The sequence below is a fragment of the Denitratisoma sp. DHT3 genome (assembly GCF_007833355.1).
Classification (GTDB): domain Bacteria; phylum Pseudomonadota; class Gammaproteobacteria; order Burkholderiales; family Rhodocyclaceae; genus Denitratisoma.
On the sequence record NZ_CP020914.1, the window covers coordinates 1,624,708 to 1,646,343 of the forward strand.

Sequence of the window (21,636 nt, forward strand, 5' to 3'; positions counted from 1 at the left end):
CTAGTTCTTCCGGCCAGTCCGCCGGAGTGACCCCTCCTGCTTCAGGAGAATGGTCGCCGCCGCCGCCGTTCCCTATGCTGCGCGCACGGTGGCAAAGGTCCGCGTCACAGCGCCAGGCGCCCATTCCATGCCACCCGGACAAGCAACTCGAGCGCAAGTTTTGGGAGAACGGAAATGGCAACGCACAAGACCAAGCAGCTATCCGTCCTCACCATGAGCACACTCTCCTTCACCGTGTGCTTCATGGTCTGGATGATGTTCGCGGTGATCGGCATTCCGATCAAGACCCTGCTGCAACTCAACGAGACCCAGTTCGGCCTGCTCACCGCCATGCCGGTGCTCACCGGCTCCCTGATCCGTCTGCCGCTGGGCATGCTGACCGACCGCTTCGGCGGACGCATCGTGTTCTTCGTGCTGATGCTGTCCACCGTGGTGCCGATCTACCTGATCTCCCAGGCCACTCAATACTGGCAGTTCCTGGTGGCGGGCCTGTTCGTCGGCGTGGCCGGCGGTTCGTTCTCGGTGGGCATCGCCTATTGCGCCCGCTGGTTCGAAAAGAAGAACCAAGGCTTCGCGATGGGGATTTTCGGCGCCGGCAATTCCGGCGCAGCCGTCACCAAGCTGGTGGCGCCCTCCATCGTCATTGCCTACGGCTGGAACATGGTGCCCCAGGTCTATGCCGTCGCGATGCTGGTCACGGCCCTCGTGTTCTGGTTCTTCAGCTTCGACGACCCCAGCCACAAGAGCGGAGCCGCCGTTTCCGTGAAGGAGCAACTGGCGGCCCTGAAGGACCCCAAGGTCTGGAAGTACTGCCAGTACTATTCCATCGTCTTCGGCGGCTATGTCGGCCTGTCCCTCTGGATGACCAAGTACTACGTCTCGGAATACGGCTTCGACCTGAAGACCGCGGCGCTCCTGGCCGCCTGCTTCTCTCTGCCCGGCGGCGTGCTGCGCGCCATGGGCGGCTGGATGTCCGACAAGTGGGGCGCCCACAAGGTGACCTGGTGGGTGCTGTGGCTGTCCTGGATCTGCCTGTTCGTCCTCTCCTATCCCCAGACCGAATTCACCATCAAGACCGTCAGCGGCCCCCAGACCTACGACATCGGCCTGACGCCCACCGTATTCACCATCCTGATGTTCGCCATGGGCATCGCCTGGGCGGTCGGCAAGGCTTCGGTCTTCAAGTACATCTCCGACGACTACCCGCACAACATCGGCGTCGTCTCCGGCATCGTCGGCCTGGCCGGCGGCCTGGGCGGCTTCCTGCTGCCGATCATGTTCGGCGCGCTGGTCGACCTGACCGGCGTGCGCTCCAGCTGCTTCATGCTGATGTACGGCGTGGTCTGGGTTTCCCTGATCTGGATGTACTGGACCGAGGTCCGCGCCACCACCATCCTGCACCGCCGCGTCGCCGTCGACACCCTCGAATAACGTTCCCGCCACTTGAAAGGTAATCCATCATGACCGCTAACGCATCGCAGCGCAGCAGCAGCGTCGGCATAGACGCCCCGCGCAGCCGCGGCGTCGATATCGACGACTGGCGCCCGGAAGACAGCACCTTCTGGGAATCGACCGGCAAGCGCATCGCCAACCGCAACCTCTGGATTTCCATCCCCAGCCTGCTCTGCGGCTTCGCCGTCTGGCTGATGTGGGGCATCATCACGGTGCAGATGCTGAACCTGGGCTATCCCTTCGAGCAGAAGCAGCTGTTCACGCTCACCGCCATCGCCGGCCTTTCCGGCGCCACCCTGCGGATTCCGGCCTCCTTCATGATCCGCATCGCCGGCGGCCGCAACACGGTGTTCCTGACCACGGCCTTCCTGATGATCCCGGCCATGCTCACCGGCATCGCGCTGCAGAGCAAGGACACCCCGCTCTGGATGTTCCAGCTCTGCGCCCTGCTCTCCGGCTTCGGCGGCGGCAACTTCGCCTGCTCGATGTCCAACATCAGCGGCTTCTTCCCCAAGCGCCTGCAGGGCACGGGCCTCGGCCTTAATGCCGGCCTCGGCAACTTCGGCGTCACCACCAGCCAGATCCTGATCCCCCTGGTGATGACCATAGGCCTGTTCGGCACCATGGGCGGCGACTCCATGATGCTGGTGAAGGACTCCGGCTGGCTGTTCGGCAAGATCAAGGCGGGCACCCCCACCTTCGTCCAGAACGCCGGTTTCGTCTGGATGCTGCTGCTGGTACCGCTCGCCTTCTTCGGTTTCTTCGGCATGAACAACCTGAAGAGCGTGTCGCCCAACGTCGGCTCCACCATCGGCGCCTTCATCAAGGTGACCTGGCTCTACCTGCTGGGCCTGGTGATCTCCGCCGTCGGCCTCTACCTCTACCTGCCCAAGCCCTTCGGCCTGGGTGCCCTCAACATGTGGGCCGCCATGCCGGCCATCATCATCGGCATGCTGGTAGTGATGAAGCTCACCGCCTTCGGTGACATGCGCCCCAACCTAGCCAAGCAGTTCAAGATCTTCAGCAACAAGCACACCTGGTCGATGACCGCGCTGTACATCGTCACCTTCGGCTCCTTCATCGGCTTCTCGATGGCGCTGCCCCTGTCGATCACGGTGATCTTCGGCTTCCAGCACGTGATGGATCCGGCCACCGGCGTCTGGAGCCACGCCCTGAAGAATCCCAACGCCCCCTCGGCACTCACCTACGCCTGGATCGGCCCCTTCGTCGGCGCCCTGATCCGCCCCGTCGGCGGCTGGATCTCCGACAAGGTCGGCGGCGCGATCGTCACCCAGGTGATCTCCCTGGTCATGGTGGTGGCCTCCGCCGCCGCCGGCTACGTGATGATGATGGCCTACCAGTCGCAGACCCCGGAGCAGTACTTCTTCATCTTCATGTTGCTGTTCATCGTCCTCTTCGCCGCATCCGGCATCGGCAACGGCTCCACCTTCCGCAGCGTCGGCGTGATCTTCGATCGCGAGCAGGCCGGTCCGGTGCTGGGCTGGACCTCCGCCGTGGCCGCCTACGGGTCCTTCGTCGCCCCGGTGGTGATCGGCGACCAGATCAAGGCTGGTACGCCGGAAGTGGCGATGTATGGCTTCGCGGTGTTCTACGCCGTCTGCGTCGTCATCAACTGGTGGTTCTACCTGCGCAAGAACGCCTACATCCAGAACCCCTAATTCGAACTAACCAGGCGGCGGGCTCCAAACCCGTCGCCACCCCAAGGAGACTGTAATGAGCCATTTACTCGACCGACTGAAGTTTTTCGACAAGATCAAGGACACCTTTTCCGGTGACCACGGCATCGTCACCAACGAAGACCGCAAATGGGAAGACGCCTACCGCAACCGCTGGCGCCACGACAAGGTGGTCCGCTCCACCCACGGCGTGAACTGCACCGGCGGCTGTTCCTGGAAGATCTTCGTCAAGAACGGCCTGGTGTCCTTCGAGATGCAGCAGACCGACTATCCCCGCACCCGCGAGGACCTGCCCAACCACGAGCCCCGCGGCTGCCAGCGCGGTGCCTCCTTCTCCTGGTACCTGTATAGCCCCCATCGCATCAAGTACCCGCTGATCCGCGGCCGGCTGCTGGACCTCTATCGCGCCGAGCGCAAGTCCGGCAAGGACCCGGTGGAAGCCTGGGAAGCCATCCAGGCCGACCCCAAGAAGCGCGACAAATACGTGCGCGTGCGCGGCCTGGGCGGCTTCGTCCGCACCGACTGGAACGAAGTCAACGAGATCATCGCCGCCGCCAACGTCTACACCATCAAGAAGTGGGGCCCGGACCGGATCTACGGTTTCTCGCCGATCCCTGCCATGTCGATGATTTCCTACGCCGCCGGCTCCCGCTACCTGTCCCTGATCGGCGGCGCCTGCGGTTCCTTCTACGACTGGTACTGCGACCTTCCCGCCGCCTCCCCCCAGACCTGGGGCGAACAGACCGACGTGCCCGAGGCTGCCGACTGGTACAACTCGACCTACCTGATCATCACCGGCGCCAACCTGCCGATGACCCGTACGCCGGATGCCCACTTCGCCACCGAAGTGCGCTACAAGGGCACCAAGATCGTCTCCATGGCGCCGGACTACGCCGAGTACGTGAAGTTCGCCGACCTCTGGATGCCGGTCAAGCAGGGTACCGACTCCGCCGCCTTCCTGGCCATGGCGCATGTCGCGCTGAAGGAGTTCTACATCGAGAAGCAGGACCCCTACTTCCAGGAATACGCCCGCAAATACACCGACCTGCCGATGCTGGTGATGCTGCGCAAGTTCGGCGACGGCTACGTCACCGACCGCAACCTGCGCGCCTCCGACTTCGACGGCAACCTGGGCGAGGCCAACAATCCCGAGTGGAAGACCGTGGTCTATGACCAGAAGAGCAAGAGCTACGTGGCGCCCAACGGCTCCATCGGCTTCCGCTGGGGCGAGGACGGCAAGTGGAACCTGCTGGAGAAGGCCGGCAACGACCAACAGGAAACCCAGGCCGAACTCTCCTGCATCGACAACCGCGACGACGTGGTCTCCGTGGGCTTCCCCCACTTCACGCCGGGCGAGAAGGAACTGCTCTACCGCAACGTGCCGGTGAAGAAGCTGAAACTCGCCTCCGGCGAGGAAGTGCTGGTCGCCAGCGTGTTCGACCTGCAGGTGGCCAACTACGGCATCGACCGCGGCCTCGGCGGCGGCAACGTCGCCTCCACCTACGACGACGCCAACGTGGCCTACACTCCCGCCTGGGCCGCCAAGGTCACCGGCGTCAAGGCCGCCGACCTGGAGCGCACCGGCCGCGAGTTCGCCGACAACGCCGCCAAGACCCACGGCAAGTCGATGGTCATCATGGGCGCCGCGATCAACCACTGGTACCACAACGACCTGTCCTACCGCGCCATCATGAACCTGCTGCACATCTGCGGCTGCGTCGGCCAGAGCGGCGGCGGCTGGGCGCACTACGTGGGCCAGGAAAAGCTGCGGCCGCAGGCCGGCTGGGCGCCGATCGCCTTCGCCCTCGACTGGCAGCGTCCGCCCCGGCACCAGAACTCCACCTCCTACTGGTACTTCCACACCGACCAGTGGCGCTACGAGACCCTGGACGCCGACGCCATGCTCTCGCCCGCCGGCAGGAACCGCAACAAGGGCATGAAGCTGGCCGACTACAACGTCAAGGCCACCCGCCTGGGCTGGCTGCCCTCGGCACCCCACTTCAACCGCAACCCGCTGGAACTGGTGGCTGCTGCCGAGAAGGCCGGCGCCAGCGATGAAACGGGCGTCGCCAAGTACGTGGTCGAGCAGCTGAAGTCGGGCGAGCTGGACATGGCCTACGCCGACGTCGACAACCCGGTGAACTGGCCGCGCAACCTCTTCGTCTGGCGCGCCAACCTGATCGGTACCTCGGCCAAGGGCCACGAATATTTCCTCAAGCACCTCCTGGGCGCGCAGAACGGTGTGATGCAGGAAGGCGGCGCCGGCAAGGGCTGCACGGAAGTGAAGTGGCACGAGGAAGGCCCCACCGGCAAGCTCGACCTGATGGTGGACATCAACTTCCGCCTCAACTCCACCGGCGCCTACTCCGACATCATCCTGCCCACCGCCACCTGGTACGAGAAGAACGACCTCAACACCACGGACATGCACCCCTTCATCCATCCCCTGGGCGAAGCGGTCACGCCGGGCTGGGAATCCAAGTCCGACTGGCAAATCTTCAAGACCCTGGCCAAGACCTTCTCCGGCCTCGCCGCCAAGCATCTGGGCGTGAAAAAGGATCTGGTGGCCCTCCCCATGCAGCACGACTCCGCCATGGAACTGGCCCAGCCCTTCGGCCAGGTCAAGGACTGGAAGCTGGGCGAGTGCGAGCCGGTGCCGGGCAAGACCATGCCGATCCTGAAGGTGGTGGAGCGCGATTACGGCAGCACCTACAACAAGTACATCGCGCTGGGCCCCCTGATGGTCAAGCTCGGCAACAACGTCAAGGGCATCGACTGGAACACCGAGGAAGAGTACGAAGAGCTGAAGAAGTGCAACTACACGGTGAAGGAGGAAGGCGTCTCCAAGGGCATGCCCTCGCTCGAGGAAGACATCTACGTCTGCGACGCGATCATGCGCATGGCGCCGGAAACCAACGGTGAAGTGGCGCACAAGTCGTGGAGCGCCCTGTCCAAGAAGACCGGCATCGATCACCACCACCTGTACGCCGGCCGCCACGAGGACAAGATCACCTTCCGCGACATCACCGCCCAGCCGCGCAAGATCATCACTGCGCCGACCTGGTCCGGCATCGAGTCGGAGAAGGTGTCCTACACCGCCGGCTACACCAACATCCATGAGCACATCCCGTTCCGCACGCTCACCGGCCGCGCCCACTTCTACCAGGATCACGAGTGGTTCCTCGACTTCGGCGAGGGCTTCTGCACCTTCAAGCCGCCCGTCGACACCAAGGCCCACGAGATCGTGCCGGACAACGTGAAGCAGAAGCCGCACCTGGTGCTGAGCTGGATCACCCCGCACTCCAAGTGGGGCATCCACTCCTCCTACCAGGACAACCTGCGCATGTTGAACCTGTTCCGCGGCGGCCCCTACGTCTGGCTGTCTGAGGAAGAGGCTGCAGGCATCGGCATCCGCGATAACGACTGGGTCGAGGTGATCAACGCCAACGGCGCCACCGTGGTCCGCGCCGTAGTCTCGCAGCGGGTACCCAAGGGCATGGCGATCATGTACCACGCCCAGGAGAAGAACGTGAACATGCCCGGCTCCAACAGCACCGGCAAGCGTGGCGGCATCCTCAACTCGCTGACGCGGGTGGTGGTCAAGCCGACCAACATGGTCGGCGGCTACGCCCAGCTCGCCTACAGCTTCAACTACTACGGCACCGTCGGCTGCAACCGCGACGAAGTGGTGGTGATCCACAAGATCGAGGACCAGAACATCGACTGGCTGGAGCGGCCTCTCACGGCCGAGCGTGAAGCGGCCCCGAACCCCCCGGGGATCGGCAAGCGCTGATCAGAGTCGACAGGAACATTTAGGAGATTGTTATGAAAATCCGCGCACAATTCGCAATGGTGTTCAACCTCGATAAGTGCATCGGCTGCCACACCTGTTCCGTGACGTGTAAGAACGTCTGGACCAACCGCAAGGGGGTGGAGTACGCCTGGTTCAACAACGTCGAGTCCAAGCCCGGCATCGGTTATCCCAAGCAGTGGGAGAACCAGGAGAAGTGGAAGGGCGGCTGGGAGAAGGTCAACGGCAAGCTGGAACTGAAGGCCGGCGGCCGGGTGAAGAAGATGATCCAGATCTTCGCCAACCCCAACCTGCCCGAGATCGACGACTACTACGAACCGTTCAGCTACAACTACGCGCGCCTGCAGAACGCGCCGCTGTCCGAGGCGACCCCGACGGCCCGTCCCGTGTCCCAGATCACCGGCGAACAGATGGACAAGATCACCTGGGGTCCCAACTGGGAAGACGACCTGGCCGGCGAATTCGCCTCCCGCTCGCGGGACGCGAACTTCAAGGACATGCAGAAGGAGATGTACAAGCAGTTCGAGAACACCTTCCACATGTACCTGCCCCGGATCTGCAACCACTGCATCAATCCGGCCTGCGTCGCCTCCTGCCCCTCCGGCGCCCTCTACAAGCGTGAAGAGGACGGCATCGTGCTGGCCGACCAGGACCGCTGCCGCGGCTGGCGCATGTGCATCTCGGGCTGCCCCTACAAGAAGGTGTTCTTCAACTGGGAATCGTCCAAGGCCGAGAAATGCATCGGCTGCTATCCCCGCGTCGAGAGCGGCCTGCCCACGGTCTGTTCGGAATCCTGCGTCGGCCGCATCCGCTACAACGGCATCATCCTCTACGATGCCGACAAGCTGCTCGATGCCGCCAGCACCGACAACAGCCAGGATCTCTACCAGGCTCATCTGGACCTGTTCGTGGATCCCTTCGACCCGGCGATCATCGAGCAGGCCAAGAAGGACGGCATCAGCATGGACTGGATCATCGCCGCGCAGAAGTCGCCCATCTACAAGATGGCGGTGCAGTGGAAGATCGCCTTCCCGCTGCATCCCGAGTTCCGCACCCTGCCGATGATCTGGTACGTGCCGCCGCTCTCCCCGGTGCAGTCGCAGATCGACCAGAAGAACCTGCCCACCGAGTCCGACGGCGTGATCCCCAAGGCTTCCGCCATGCGCCTGCCGGTGCAGTATCTGGCCAACCTGCTGACCGCCGGCAAGGAGCAGCCCATCGTCGACGCCCTGAACCGCATGATCGCGATGCGCTCCTACCAGCGCTCGATCCACGTCGAGGGCAAGGCCGACACCCGCGCCCTGGAAACCGTGGGCATGACCGAGGACATGGCCAAGGAGATGTACCGCTACCTGGCCATCGCCAACTACGAGGACCGTTTCGTGATTCCGACCTCCCACGAGGAGATCCGTCTCGACGACTACTACGGCTTCCAGGGCCAGAACGGCTTCACCTTCGGCAACGATTCCTCGGCCGGCGTGTCGCCCAACTCGCTGTTCCCCGAGCGCCGCAAGGAAACCGTCGAGTCCCGTGAGCCGGCTCCGCTGGCCGATCCGCGCGACTGAGGAGAACATCATGCAAATCTTCAAACTGATCGCACTGCTGCTGAACTACCCCAGCGACGAGGATCTGGCGGCGCTGACCGAGGCGGTGCGGGACGAGGGAGCGGGCTCGACCCGCACCCTGGTCGCGCGCCTGGACGACGAAGGCCGGCTTGGCGACGAGGAGGTCGCCGCGGTGGCCCACTTCATCGACCACCTGCTGGCAACCGATCCGACCCAACTGCGCGCCGACTACGTCCAGACCTTCGACATGACGCCGGAACACAGCCTGCATCTGACCCACCACATCTTCGGTGAGGAAAAGACCCGCGGCCCGGCGCTGATCGACCTGGGCGAGATCTACCGCAGCTACGGCCTGGCCCACGACCCCAAGGAACTGCCCGACTTCCTGCCCCTGATCCTGGAGTTCGTCTCCGGCCTGGAGGCGGAGGAAGGCCGCGTGTTCCTGGCCGACATGGGCAAGGTCCTCGGCGTCCTGGCCACCCATCTTGAACAAGCCGGCAGCCCCTACGCATCCCTGATCCGGATCGTCGAGGCTCACGGTTCCCTGGCTCGGCTTGCCGCCTGAGACCACGGTTAGGAGAAACCAATCATGAATCTGCACAAGTTCTTCTTCGGCATCTATCCCTACATCGTGCTGACCGTGTTCCTGGTCGGCAGCTGGATCCGCTACGACCACGAGCAATACACCTGGAAGACGGACTCCTCGATGTTGCTCTCCAAGGCCTGGACCCTGCTGGCCAACAACCTGTTCCACATCGGCATCCTGTCGATCTTTCTCGGCCACTTCGCCGGCATGGTGCTGCCCCATGCCCTTTGGACGGGTCTCGGCATCAGCGACCTCCAGCACCAGTGGATCGCCATCGTCGCCGGTTCGGTGTTCGGCCTGATGTGCCTGATCGGCGGCGGCATCCTGGCCCTGCGCCGGGTGTTCAACCGCCGGGTCCGTGCCGCCTCGCGCTTCATGGACATCTTCGTGCTGTTCTGGCTGCTGGCCACGTTGCTGCTGGGGCTGTCCACCATCCCCACCTCGATCGGCCACGCCAGCCATGGCGACCCCGCCGTGATGCTGCAGCTGACCGCCTGGGTGCAGAGCGTGCTGACGCTGAACGCACAGCCGGAATTGCTGGAGTCCGTGAATACGGTGTATCGGATACACTTGGTGTTCGGCATGACCGTGTTCCTGATCTTCCCGGTCTCCCGTCTGGTGCATATCTGGACCGCGCCCTTCAACTACCTGGGCCGCGCCTATCAGATCGTCCGTACCAAGCGCAGTCTCTAACCTTTCCGGGGCCACGTTCTCCGGATGTGGCCCCTCCCGGGGCTGAAAATGATGATGGCGAATAAGCTGAGCCTCTCGACCAAGATTTTCGGCATTCTCGGAATTTTTTTCCTGGTTGCGCTGATTGCGATCGGCCTCACGCTTCATGCCTCCTGGCGCCTGGAAGGTGTTGCCGCCGCGATCAACGACATGGGCAGCCAGCGCATGCGCACCGAACGCCTGGCCTTTTTGCTTTCCGCCATCGACCAACGCCTGCCGGCCATCACCGAGGTCGCGGCCGCCGCTGAAATCGACCGGCTGGAGCGGGTGCAGAAAGCCCTCGAAACCGGCGACTCGCGCCGCCCCATGTTCCTGCCGGAACAGCTGGGCATCCATCGCGCCGCCTCCGATCTCCATGACCGCTGGCGCCGCCACGTCCGCCCCCTGCTGGCGGAGTTCCTGTCCACCTCGGATGCCGATCGACGCCACGCCATCGTCCAGGAATACGCGCTGCGGGCGGACAGTTTCATCCGGGAGATCAACCAGCTGATCGACCTGATGGAGCGCAACTATGCCGACAGCACCAATCTGCTGCGCGCCTATCAGGTCATGCTGGTGCTGCTTGCCGTGATCGGCACCAGCATCCTGACCCTCTATTCGCTGATTCTCATCGTCCGCCCGATGCGGGCGCTGCAGGAGGGCATCCAACGCATGACCGCGGACGATTTCTCCGTCCGCCTCCGGGTCGAGTCCAACGACGAGTTCGGTGAACTCGCCAACGGCTTCAACCTGATGGCCAACCACTTGCAGGACCTGTACCAGACCCTGGAGCAGCGGGTCGAGAGCAAAACCCAGAGCCTGGAGGAAAAGAACCAGGAACTGGCGACGCTCTACGAGATCACCGCCTTCCTCAACGAGCCCATGTCCACCGAGGCCCTCTGCAACGGCTTCCTGCACCGCACCCTGCGCGCCATCGGCGCCGACGGCGGCACGCTGCGGCTTTACGCCGAGAAGGACCAGGAACTGTACCTCCTCGCCCACGAGGGCGTTTCCAACGAATTCGCCCAGCGCGAAGCCAGCCTGCAGTGCGGCGAGTGCGTCTGCGGCGAGGCGGTCAGCATCGACGGCAGCATCGAGACCGACGTCCGCGAGGCGGCGGCCAGGCTGCCCCTGGCCTATTGCAAGCAGGAGGGTATCCGCACGGTGGCGGCCTTCCCCATCGTCTATGATCGTCGGGTCATCGGCGTCTACACCTTGATGTTCCGCCTGCCCCGCAAGCTGACGCCTTCCGAGCGGCATCTGCTGGAGACCCTGGGTCAGAACCTCGCGGTGACCGTGGAGAACCAGCGCCTCCAGGCCAGCGAAAAGGAACTGGCGGTCGCGGGAGAGCGCAACCTGATGGCCCAGGAGTTGCACGACTCCATCGCCCAGGGGCTGGCCTTTCTCAACATCCAGATCCAGTTGATGAGCGAATCGCTCCGGCAGGGCAAGCAGGAGGAGGCGCGCGAGACCCTGGCGCGCATCCGCGAGGGCGTGCAGGAAAGCTACGACGACGTGCGGGAGCTGCTGGTGCACTTCCGCACCCGGGTGGAGCCCGAGGGGCTGGATACGGCCGTCGCCAAGGTCCTGAAGAAACTGGAGGCGCAAAGCGGCATCGCCACCACCCTGGTGGTCAGCGGCAAGGGGCTGTCCCTGCCCCACGACGAAGAGTCCCAGGCCCTGCACATCATCCAGGAAGCCCTGTCCAACGCCCGCAAACACTCCGGCGCCAAGTCCCTGGAGGTCCGCCTCGAACGCCAGCCGGAAAAACTGACCGTCACCATCACCGATGACGGCCGCGGTTTCTCGCCGGAGAGGGAAACCGACCCGCTGACGGAGCATCAGCATGTCGGCCTGAAGATCATGCAGGAGCGGGCGCAGCGCATCGGCGGCGTCTGCCAGGTACACTCGGTCCCCGGCAAGGGAACCACGGTGATGCTAACCTTGCCGCCCATCACCGCCAGGCCCCTTTGAATCCGAGCGCCATGCCCCAGCCGATCCGTGTCCTGATCGTCGACGATCACACCCTGTTCCGCAGCGGTATCAAGTCGCTGCTCCAGCGCCATGAGGAGTTCGAAATCGTCGGCGAGGCCGGGGACGGACTGGAGGGGGTCAAACGGGCAAAATCCCTCAAGCCCGAGGTCGTGCTGCTGGATCTGCACATGCCGGGCATGTCGGGACTGGAGGCGGTGCGCATCATCAGCGAGGACGTGCCCGACGCGCGGGTGCTGATGCTGACCGTCTCCGAGGACGAGGAGGACCTGCTGCAGACCCTGCGTTCAGGCGCCGCCGGCTATCTGCTGAAGAACGTCGAAACCGAGTTCCTGATCGACGCCATCCGCCGCGCCGCCGGAGGCGAGTCGGTGGTGGCCCAGCAGATGATGAGCAAGCTGATCCATGGCGTGCGCGGGTCGCCCTCGCAGACGGCCCACGAGCAGGGCGGCGAACCTGCCGCCAAGCCGGAAGTCGAGCGACTGTCGCCGCGCGAAAAGGAAATCCTCGGTTGTCTGGCCCGCGGGGAAAGCAACAAGGAAATCGCCCGCCTGCTCGACGTGGCGGAAAGCACCGTCAAGATCCACGTGCAGAGCATTCTGCGCAAGCTCAACCTGACCAGCCGGGTTCAGGCGGCGGTCTATGCCGTGGAACACGGGATCGTGCCGGCGGACAACGGCTGAGCCCGGACCGCCGGTCCGGCGCGCTTGAGCGACCGCCCCACGGCGGACGATGGCGCGGGAAACATGCCGTTGCAAAACCCGATTGAACTCCCATGGCCCGCCCCCATCTACCGGATTACTCATGTGTAGCGTAGCGAGGGCCATGGCATGAATCGGTATCCGACTCTGATTGAAATCCTGAATCCCCAACATTTCCCCGATGACCCCGTCCGCGCCAGGGCGACCAGAACCGTGATCCAGGCGGAGGAGGACAAGTTCGAACTGGCGGAGCGGGAAAGGAGCGCCGCCCAGGACCGCGAGCGGCAACTTGCGGGATGCGTCCGGCGCATGACCAACTAGGCACGCGATCATGATTCCCGTCATGATCGATCTGCTCGCCGATTTCTACCAGTCCGGGAATTTCGTTCAGATGGAGACGATCGCGCGCAGCCTCCTCGTCGCCATCCCCGACGACATCGTCGCCCTCCAGTTTCTCGGTCTCTCCCTCTACCTGATGGGGCGAAAGGAGAGCGCATATCGCGCGTTCAGGCGGGGCGCCGTCAATGCCGCGGCCCCGGCCGCGACCACGATCGAGCCTGCGGCGGCGATCAGCTACCGGGAAGCGACGAAACCGGGGACCGCGCTGGCGGATGGCTGGGACAAGATTTCCCGGATCCTGCGCAGCCTCGGCCTCCACAAGCCGGCGCGGTCGGCCCTGGCCGCCGCGCGGGCGGCACGCCGGCTGGGCGGAGGGTGACGGGTGCGGCCTACTGGCGGCCACCCGGCCGCCAGCGGCGCAGCAAGAGGGAATTGCTGACCACGGAAACCGAGCTCATCGCCATTGCCGCGCCGGCGATCACCGGGTTGAGCATTCCGAAGGCGGCCAGCGGCAGGCCGAGGATGTTGTAGATGAAGGCGAAGAACAGATTCTGGCGAATCTTGGCCAGCGTCGCCCGCGACAGCGCGATGGCGTCCGCCACGCTGTTCAGGTCGTCGCGCATCAGGGTCACGTCCGCCGCCTCCAGGGCCACGTCGGCACCGGCGCCCATGGCGAAGCTGACGTCGGCCGTGGCCAGCGCCGGCGCATCGTTGATGCCATCTCCGACCATGCCGACGGTGCCGCCCTCCTTGAGCCGGGTCACGACGGCCGCCTTGTCCGCCGGCAGGATGCCGGCCCGGTAGTCCGCGATGCCGGCGGCACCCGCCACCGCCGCCGCCGTCGCCGCGTTGTCGCCCGTCAGCATCACAACATCGACGCCCATCGCGTTCAGGCGCTCGACGGCGCGCGCCGATCCGGGCCGCAACGGGTCGGCAATACCGATCAGGCCGATCGCGATGCCGTCCCGTGCCACGGCGACCACCGAATTGCCGGCGGCCGCCAGTGCCGCGACGCCATCCCGGTCCACCGCGATCCCCTGCTCTTCCAGCCAGGCCGGCGACCCGGCCAGGACTTGCAGGCCGCCCTGCCCCACCGTAGCCGCGTCAGCCGCCTCCAGCGTGCCGCGCAAGCCGCGTCCCGGCAGGTTTTCGACTTCTCGCGGCAGGCTCGGCGCCAGGGCGGCTGCCTGGGCATGACTGACGATGGCCGCGGCCAGGGGATGGCTCGATCCCTGTTCGAGGCTGGCGCACAGACGCAGCACCGTTTCGGCGTCAGTCCCGGCCAGCGGCAGCACCCGGGTCACCGTCGGCTGCCCGAGGGTCAGCGTGCCGGTCTTGTCCACCGCCAGTGTCTTCAGGCGGCCGGCCAACTCGAGCGCCTCGGCGTTGCGGATCAGGATGCCGGCCTGGGCGCCGAGCCCGGTGCCGACCATGATCGCCGTCGGTGTCGCCAGCCCCAGGGCGCAGGGACAGGCGATCACCAGTACGGCGACGGCATTGATCAGGGCGGCGGAAAAATCGCCGGCGAACAACCACCAGCCGCCGAAGGTGGCGAGGGCGATGAGGCAGACGGCGGGCACGAACACGCCCGCCACTCGATCGGCCAGGCGCTGGATCGGCGCTTTCGAGCCCTGCGCCGCTTCCACCAGGCGGATGATGCCGGCCAGCAGGGTGTGGGCACCGACGCCGGTGGCCCGGCAGCGCAGCATGCCGGCGCCGTTGACGGTGGCCGCATACACCGGGGCTCCCGGTCCCTTGGCCACGGGGCGGCTCTCGCCGGTCAGCATCGCCTCGTCCAGATGCGAATCGCCGGCCACGATCTCGCCATCCACGGGGAAGCTGTCGCCGGGGCGCACCAGGAAGATGTCGCCGGGGATCATCCGCGCCACCGCGATCTCCTCCCATTGCCCATCGCGCTCGACCCGCGCGGTCTGCGGCTGGAGCCGGATCAGGGCCTCGATCGCCGCCGAACTGCGTGCCTTGGCGCGGGCCTCGAGAATCTTGCCGAGCAGCACCAGGGTGATGATGACGGCGGAGGCCTCGAAATAGACATGCTGCTGCGTCAGACCGGCCAGGGTCACCACGGCGCCGTAGCACCAGGCCATCGACGTCCCCAGGGCCACCAGCACGTCCATGTTGCCGCCCCCGCCGCGCAGCGCATGGTAGGCCCCCAGGTAGAAGCGGCCACCGATCCAGAACTGCACCGGCGTGGCCAGCAGCAGTTGCAGCCAGCGCGGCAGCCACTCCTCGTGGCCGTCGCCGCCGAACATCAGGAACATCTGCGCGACCAGCGGCAGGGTCAACAGGGCGGAGAACCAGAACCGCCGCAACTCCTCCCGATACAGGGCGAGACGTTGGGCTTTCTCGGCCTCCCGGCTATCGGCGCTGGAGAGGGTGGCCCGATAGCGTCCCAGACCATTCACCGCGGCGACCAGATCCATCGGTGTCGCAAGGTCGGGCCGATACCGCACATGGGCCCGCTCGCTGGCGAAATTGACCACGGCCTCGACTCCGGTCAGATCGTTCAAGGCCTTTTCCACCCGTGCCGCACAGTTGGCGCAGGTCATGCCGGTGAGCGCCAGTTCGACGGTAGCGGCCGGTATTCCGGATTCTGTTTTCATACGTGACAGACGATTCCTTGCCACAATCGCCCCCCGAGTGTCGAAGCGTTGAACAGCCCGAAGACACCGAATCCCAGGACCAGCAGACCGGCGCCCAGGCGCACCGCGCGCACCTGGGTCAGGCGACGGAAGCGGGCCAGCAGCAGACCCGCCAGCAACAGATTGGGCAGAGTGCCAAGTCCGAACGCCAGCATGATGGTGGCGCCCCGCAGGGGAGCCCCCGACAGCAGGGCCGCGGTGAGGACGCTATACACCATGCCGCACGGCAGCCAGCCCCAGAGCAGGCCGAGGGGATAGGCCCGGGCCACGGAGCGGACCGGCAGAAAGCGGCGGGTCAGGGGCTGCACGCGGCGCCAGAGGTGCTGCCCGGCTCGCTCCACGAAGGCCAGCACGCCGGTCATGCCGCTGAGGTAGAGCCCCATCGCGATCAGCATCAGATTGGCCGCGACGTACAGTCCCATCTGGACCGGCAGCAGGTCGTTGAGCAGCAGGCCGACGCTGCCCAGGGCGCCCATCAGCGCCCCGGCCACGCAGTAGCTGGTGATCCGGCCCAGATTGTAGGCCAGATGCAGGGGCCAGGCGGGACGCTGGCCGGGCAACTGGATCGTCAAGGCGGAGACGATGCCGCCGCACATGCCCGCGCAGTGGACGCCGCCCAAGAGACCGATCAGGAAGACTGCCAGATGGCCCGAATCAGGCACCACGAATTCTCATCCAAAGGTGGAAAACGGCAAGCATAACAGCAGCGGCGCCGGCACCGCTGCCGGCCGCGCTCAGATCACCTTGGAGTAGCGCGCCTTTTCCCGGCCCAAGCGCAGATAGCGATCGAACACCATGGCGATGTTGCGCGCCAACATGCGGCCCTTGGGCAGCACGGTGATCCATTGTTCGCCCACCTCCAGCAGTTCGGCCTCCTCCATTTCCCGCAGGTCGGCGAGTTCGTCGGCGAAGTAGGACTTGAAGTCGATCAGATGGGCGATCTCGATGGATTCGATCGAAATCTGGAACTGGCACATCAGGGCCTGGATGATGGAACGGCGCAGAAGGTCGTCCGCCGTCAGCTCGATGCCGCGCATCACCGGCAGCACGCCACGGTCCAGGGAATCGTAATACTCGTCCAGGGTACGCACGTTCTGGCTGTAGGTCGGGCCGACCTTGCCGATGGCGGACACCCCGAAGGCCAGCAAATCGGCCTCGGCATGCGTCGAATAGCCCTGAAAGTTGCGATGCAGACGACCGCCGCGCTGGGCCACCGCCAGTTCGTCCTCGGGTTTGGCGAAGTGATCCATGCCGATGAAGACGTAGCCCGCCTCGGTCAAACGGCGGATCGCCAGTTGCAGGATCTGCAGCTTGGCGTCCGGCGAAGGCAGATCCGACTCCAGGATGCGCCGCTGGGGCTTCATCAAACCGGGCAGGTGGGCATAGTTGTAAATGGAAAGACGGTCCGGCGAGAGCTTGAGTGCCTCGTCCAGGGTGTGGTTGAAACTGATCACGTTCTGCTTGGGCAGGCCGTAGATCAGGTCCATGGAGATCGACTGGAAACCGAATTCGCGCGCCGAATCCATCACCAGCTTGGTTTCCTCCAGGGACTGAATGCGGTTGACGGCCTTCTGCACCGCGGGCTCGAAATCCTGCACTCCGATACTCATGCGGTTGAAGCCCAGTTCCGCCAGCAGCTTGACCGTCGCCCGGTCCACCTTGCGCGGATCGACCTCGATCGAATATTCCCCATTGGGCAGCAGGCGGAAATGGCTGCGGATCAGATCCATCAGCCGGGTCATTTCCTCATGGGACAGGAAGGTGGGCGTACCGCCGCCCCAGTGCAGCTGCACCACGTCCCGCCCCCCCTCCAGGGCCTCGGCCTGCATCGCCAGCTCGCGCCCCAAGTACTTTATGTACTTGGCCGAACGGCCGTGATCCTTGGTGATGATCTTGTTGCAGGCGCAGTAGTAGCAAATGGTATTGCAGAAAGGGAGGTGTACGTATAATGACAGCGGTCGACAAGCTCCCTCCACCGTCCTCCGTCCCAGCCAGGATTTGTAGGTTGTCGCGTCGAATGCCTCGACGAAACGGTCTGCAGTGGGATAGGAGGTGTAGCGGGGGCCGTTGACGTCAAACCGTTTGATAAGCTGCGGGTCAAAGACAAATTCTTGGAATTGCATGATCGGAGTCCAACGAATGGCTCAGGATGCCGTGAAATAGCGATAATCATATTGACGCAAATCAACTCCTAATCGCTATGCCCGCAAGTGTTCCTGTAAGAACCGCCCCGAGTGAGATTTATGCGCTCAAGACGGCTTGTGCCCAATGCAATCTGCGGGAGTTGTGCCTGCCGGTCGGATTGACGGAAAGCGAGACCTTGCGCCTAGATGCCTTGATCGACACCCGGCGCAAAATCAAACGAGGACAACATCTCTACCGCGCAGGGACGCCCTTCAGCACCATATATGCGATCAAGACCGGCTTTTTCAAGACAGACGCGCTGCTGGAGGATGGCCGGTACCAGGTAACCGGTTTCCAGATGCCCGGCGAATTGCTCGGTCTCGACGGTATTGGCAGCGAGATACATACCTGCAACTCGGTGGCCCTGGAAGACAGCGAGGTCTGCGCCCTGCCATTCACGCAACTGGAGCAGCTCACGGCTGAAATCCCCACCCTGCAACGGCATTTGCACAAAGTGATGAGTCGGGAAATCGTACGCGATCATGGCGTGATGCTGCTGCTGGGCACCATGCGCGCCGAAGAACGGCTAGCAGCGTTCCTGCTGAATCTTTCCCAGCGTTTCCTGGTTCGCGGCTATTCCTCGACCGAATTCCATCTACGCATGACACGGGAAGAGATCGGTTCCTATCTAGGCCTCAAACTCGAGACCGTCAGCCGAACCTTTTCCCATTTCCAGGATCTGGGCTTGATCAATGTTCAGCATAAACACATCGCCATCGCCAACGTCCAGCGACTGCGCGCCATGCTGAACAAGCAAGTCCCCTGATCACCCCCCGATGATCTGATCGACGTAGACCGGCTCGACATAAGGTTGTATAGATTGGGAACGATTTTACCCTCTTGCTCCAAGTCCAAAAATGAGACCCAATCGGCCGGATATGATTCGCCACCAAACAAAGTACACTTGACGCTAGCCTTTAGACTTCGCAGAGAGCCTCGATAATTCAGTTGTCGCAGCGAATGCATGGATATTGAGGACTGTCGATTAACGTTTTGATTCAGTGCAGATTCGATCCAAAACATTGCTGTATCTACAGACAGCCCCCAAATGAGTGAGACGACAAAACGAAACATCGCGCAACAATAGATTGACGGTTCCATCATATAATTGCCAACGAATGTTGGTAATCGGACATCTTGCATCGACTCGATAGAGCCGGTGTCAGTAAAGGCGCTACCCAAGTAAGCAGCAACCACGGGATCACAAGACGCCACGCTGAACCCCAAACAAGCGCCCGAAAAAATTTCCGAGGAGAAGGGATGTATTTTCAGCCCCAGAAGAACGCATCGAGAAGGACAGTGAGCATTGCCGTAGTGGTGGCGCTTCATGCCGGCGTGGGATATGCACTGGTGACGGGCCTGCACCGGACAGTGGTTGATGTGATTCGCGACCCCTTCGATGTCAACATCATCGAGGATGCGAAGAAGCCGCCTCCCGACAAGCCGCCCCCCCCGCCGCCGAAGAACCTTCCGCCCCCGCCGCCCCCGCCGCAGGTGCCGATGCCCGAAGTCGCCCTGCCGCCCGCCACCGTCTCGACCGGCCCCACCATCACCGTGGCGACCAAGCCGGAGGCACCTCCGCCACCGCCGGTGGCCAGCGTGCGCGTGCCGCCGGTCGTCAGCGCCAGTTCCTGTACCAAGCCCGAGTACCCTGCCGCATCCAAGCGCCTGGAAGAAGAAGGTACGGTCGTGCTCAATTTCCTGATCGACGTGGATGGTCGCGTCATTCAAGGCAAGGTGGAGGGAACCAGTGGCTTCGAGCGCCTCGACAAAGCAGCCCTTGACGCTCTCGGCCGTTGTCAATTCAAGCCCGGTACTGTGGACGGCAAGGCCGAACAGGCCTGGGCAAAAATGAAATACACCTTCAGGCTCCAGAATTAACGGGGCGGAGTTCCATCTAGGTTTCTAGATATTTTTGTTTATTCAGTCGGAGGAGACTTGTCCATGACTAACCGGTTTACTGCATTCATCGCAGCCGTGCTGATCGCCAGCACCTCTGCCGTCCCCCTGTTGATTTCCCAATCCGCCCACGCCGAAGAAACGCCGGCGGCGGCCGCCCCTGCCGCCACCGATGCTGCGCCGGCGCCCATCGCGCCGCCCGCCACCGTCACCGAGAAGGCGACGGTCGACAACCCCTATGGCCTCGAGGCGCTGTGGGCCCAGGGTGACTTCGTGTCCAAGACCGTGCTGATCACGCTGGTGATCATGTCCATGGGCACCTGGTACATCGGCGTCGCCAAGTACTTCGAGCAAGCCAAGATCCTGAGGCAGGCCAAGGCCGCCAATGAAGGCTTCTGGCGCGCCTCGTCGGTGCAAGCCGGTACGAATGAGCTGGCGGAAGATTCCGCTTTCCGCTTCATCGCGGAAAATGGCGTCAAGGCCGCCTCTCACCACGAAGGTACGATGGTGGATCAAATCGACCTCAACGAGTGGGTGACGATGTCCATCCAGCGCGCGGTCGAGGGCGTGGCCAACCGGATGCAAGGTGGCCTGGCCTTCCTGGCAACGGTCGGCTCCACGGCGCCGTTCGTCGGCCTGTTCGGTACGGTGTGGGGGATCTATCACGCGCTGACCGCCATCGGTATCGCCGGCCAGGCTTCGATCGACAAGGTCGCCGGCCCCGTGGGTGAGGCGCTGATCATGACCGCCATCGGTCTGGCCGTGGCGGTGCCCGCGGTGCTCGGTTACAACTGGCTGGTCCGCCGCAACAAGATCACCATGGACTTGATCAAGACCTTTGGCGCCGATCTGCACATGGTGCTGATCAGCGGCGGCAACAAGTCCAAGAAGGGTGCCTGATAATGGCCATGAACGTCGGTCCCGCCGAGGGGAGTGACGAAGACGAGGTGGTGTCGACGATCAACACCACCCCGTTGGTCGATGTGATGTTGGTGTTGCTGATCATTTTCTTGATCACGATCCCGGTCGTGACGCAAACCGTCCCGGTGCAACTGCCGAACGAACGCAATATCGCGACGCAGACCAAGCCTGAGAATGTCGTGATCGCAGTCGACAGCAAGGCCAACATTTACTGGAACACCACCCCTGTCAGCCCCGATGAACTGCTCACCCGGCTCAAGGAGGTCTCCGTGATGGTGCCTCAGCCCGAGGTCCATATCCGCGGGGATCAGAACGGCAACTACGAGGGTGTCGGCCGAGTGGTTGTCGCCTGCCAGCGCGCCGCCATTGTGAAGATCGGCTTCATTACCGAGCCGGTCAATCAGGGCGGCTGATTTTTCCCGAAAGGATTTCGCAGACTATGGGAATGAACGTCGGTTCCAGCAGTTCGAAGGATCTGGATGTGGTGGTGGATATCAACACGACGCCGCTCATCGATGTGATGCTGGTGCTTCTCATCATGCTGATCATCACGATCCCGATTCAGACGCATGCGGTGAAGATCAACATGCCCGTCAATTCGCCACCGAAGTCGGATAAGCCGCCGGTGATCGTGAAACTGAATGTGGATGCGGACGGTACGATCCATTGGAACGATACGGTGATCCCCGATCGTGCCACCCTGGAGACCACCTTCAAGCAGATGCTCACCGAACCCGATGTGCCGGAGGTCCATTTGCGGCCAGACCGCGGGGCAAAGTACAAGGTCGTCGCCATGATCATGGCCACCGCTCAGCGCCTCGGCGTCACCAAGATCGGTATCGTCGGCGGCGAACAGTTCATGTAGGAATCGCTTCTACGATAGGCAACTCTCAACGGCCCGTCGGCGTTACAGCGCCGCCGGGCCGTTGTTTCTTGAGACACAATAGTTGAACGTATCGGCACGCCAGGTGCCAGGCGATGAATGGCGGCGCTGCAACCTTTGTCCCGCCATCGCGTTCAATCTCCTGGATGCTGGCTATTTCAACGTTTTACAGGACGCACGCAATGAAAATCTCCCGTCTCCTTCATACTCTTCTACTTTGCGCGGCTTTGGGATT

The 21,636-nt window shown here is 63.5% G+C and carries 18 protein-coding genes; 15 read left to right on the plus strand and 3 right to left on the minus strand.

Annotation, left to right across the window (positions count from 1 at the left end):
- Positions 1-174: 174 nt before the first annotated feature.
- The 10 genes from B9N43_RS07420 to B9N43_RS07465 all read left to right on the plus strand — a co-directional run bounded on the left by B9N43_RS07420 (position 175) and on the right by B9N43_RS07465 (position 13,233).
- Positions 175-1,431: an MFS transporter gene (locus tag B9N43_RS07420; protein ID WP_145841651.1), complete on the plus strand. Its 1,257-nt coding sequence runs from the start codon at positions 175-177 to the stop codon at positions 1,429-1,431.
- A gap of 29 nt (positions 1,432-1,460) precedes the next feature.
- Positions 1,461-3,131: an MFS transporter gene (locus tag B9N43_RS07425; RefSeq protein WP_145841652.1), complete on the plus strand. Its 1,671-nt coding sequence runs from the start codon at positions 1,461-1,463 to the stop codon at positions 3,129-3,131.
- Between the two features lie 55 nt (positions 3,132-3,186).
- Positions 3,187-6,942: a nitrate reductase subunit alpha gene (locus tag B9N43_RS07430; RefSeq protein ID WP_145841653.1), complete on the plus strand. Its 3,756-nt coding sequence runs from the start codon at positions 3,187-3,189 to the stop codon at positions 6,940-6,942.
- A gap of 32 nt (positions 6,943-6,974) precedes the next feature.
- Positions 6,975-8,525, plus strand: coding sequence for a nitrate reductase subunit beta (gene narH, locus B9N43_RS07435; RefSeq protein WP_145841654.1), 1,551 nt, complete (start codon positions 6,975-6,977; stop codon positions 8,523-8,525).
- A gap of 10 nt (positions 8,526-8,535) precedes the next feature.
- Positions 8,536-9,090, plus strand: a complete 555-nt coding sequence (gene narJ / locus B9N43_RS07440) for a nitrate reductase molybdenum cofactor assembly chaperone (protein ID WP_145841655.1) — start codon at positions 8,536-8,538, stop codon at positions 9,088-9,090.
- Positions 9,091-9,114: 24 nt separating this feature from the next.
- Positions 9,115-9,804: a respiratory nitrate reductase subunit gamma gene (gene narI / locus B9N43_RS07445; RefSeq protein ID WP_145841656.1), complete on the plus strand. Its 690-nt coding sequence runs from the start codon at positions 9,115-9,117 to the stop codon at positions 9,802-9,804.
- Between the two features lie 48 nt (positions 9,805-9,852).
- Positions 9,853-11,796, plus strand: coding sequence for an ATP-binding protein (locus B9N43_RS07450; RefSeq protein ID WP_186454026.1), 1,944 nt, complete (start codon positions 9,853-9,855; stop codon positions 11,794-11,796).
- A gap of 11 nt (positions 11,797-11,807) precedes the next feature.
- Positions 11,808-12,497, plus strand: a complete 690-nt coding sequence (locus B9N43_RS07455; protein ID WP_145841658.1) for a response regulator — start codon at positions 11,808-11,810, stop codon at positions 12,495-12,497.
- 147 nt (positions 12,498-12,644) lie between these two features.
- The gene (locus B9N43_RS07460; protein ID WP_145841659.1) at positions 12,645-12,836 is read left to right on the plus strand and encodes a hypothetical protein; all 192 of its coding nucleotides are present in this window, start codon (positions 12,645-12,647) and stop codon (positions 12,834-12,836) included.
- Positions 12,837-12,858: 22 nt separating this feature from the next.
- On the plus strand, positions 12,859-13,233 hold the full coding sequence (locus B9N43_RS07465; RefSeq protein WP_145841660.1) for a hypothetical protein: 375 nt from the start codon (positions 12,859-12,861) through the stop codon (positions 13,231-13,233).
- A 10-nt stretch (positions 13,234-13,243) separates the two neighbouring features.
- Here the strand turns inward: B9N43_RS07465 and B9N43_RS07470 are convergent, their stop codons facing one another.
- The 3 genes from B9N43_RS07470 to hemN all read right to left on the minus strand — a co-directional run bounded on the left by B9N43_RS07470 (position 13,244) and on the right by hemN (position 17,637).
- Complete coding sequence (locus B9N43_RS07470) at positions 13,244-15,475, minus strand: heavy metal translocating P-type ATPase (protein ID WP_145841661.1); 2,232 nt, start codon at positions 15,473-15,475, stop codon at positions 13,244-13,246.
- Complete coding sequence (locus tag B9N43_RS07475) at positions 15,472-16,176, minus strand: sulfite exporter TauE/SafE family protein (RefSeq protein WP_145843486.1); 705 nt, start codon at positions 16,174-16,176, stop codon at positions 15,472-15,474. Before B9N43_RS07475 ends, B9N43_RS07470 begins: the two co-directional genes overlap by 4 nt.
- A gap of 72 nt (positions 16,177-16,248) precedes the next feature.
- The gene (gene hemN / locus B9N43_RS07480) at positions 16,249-17,637 is read right to left on the minus strand and encodes an oxygen-independent coproporphyrinogen III oxidase (RefSeq protein ID WP_145841662.1); all 1,389 of its coding nucleotides are present in this window, start codon (positions 17,635-17,637) and stop codon (positions 16,249-16,251) included.
- 77 nt (positions 17,638-17,714) lie between these two features.
- Between hemN and fnr the strand changes: the two genes are divergently transcribed.
- From fnr to B9N43_RS07505, 5 genes are all read left to right on the plus strand, one after another.
- Complete coding sequence (gene fnr / locus B9N43_RS07485) at positions 17,715-18,464, plus strand: fumarate/nitrate reduction transcriptional regulator Fnr (RefSeq protein WP_145841663.1); 750 nt, start codon at positions 17,715-17,717, stop codon at positions 18,462-18,464.
- A 533-nt stretch (positions 18,465-18,997) separates the two neighbouring features.
- Positions 18,998-19,579, plus strand: coding sequence for an energy transducer TonB (locus tag B9N43_RS07490; protein ID WP_222428835.1), 582 nt, complete (start codon positions 18,998-19,000; stop codon positions 19,577-19,579).
- Between the two features lie 63 nt (positions 19,580-19,642).
- Entirely contained in the window at positions 19,643-20,497 is an 855-nt protein-coding gene (locus B9N43_RS07495; RefSeq protein ID WP_145841665.1) for a MotA/TolQ/ExbB proton channel family protein, read from the plus strand.
- Between the two features lie 8 nt (positions 20,498-20,505).
- Positions 20,506-20,931, plus strand: a complete 426-nt coding sequence (locus B9N43_RS07500; RefSeq protein WP_261379418.1) for an ExbD/TolR family protein — start codon at positions 20,506-20,508, stop codon at positions 20,929-20,931.
- Positions 20,932-20,963: 32 nt separating this feature from the next.
- Entirely contained in the window at positions 20,964-21,383 is a 420-nt protein-coding gene (locus B9N43_RS07505) for an ExbD/TolR family protein (protein ID WP_222428836.1), read from the plus strand.
- The last annotated feature ends 253 nt before the right edge of the window (positions 21,384-21,636 follow it).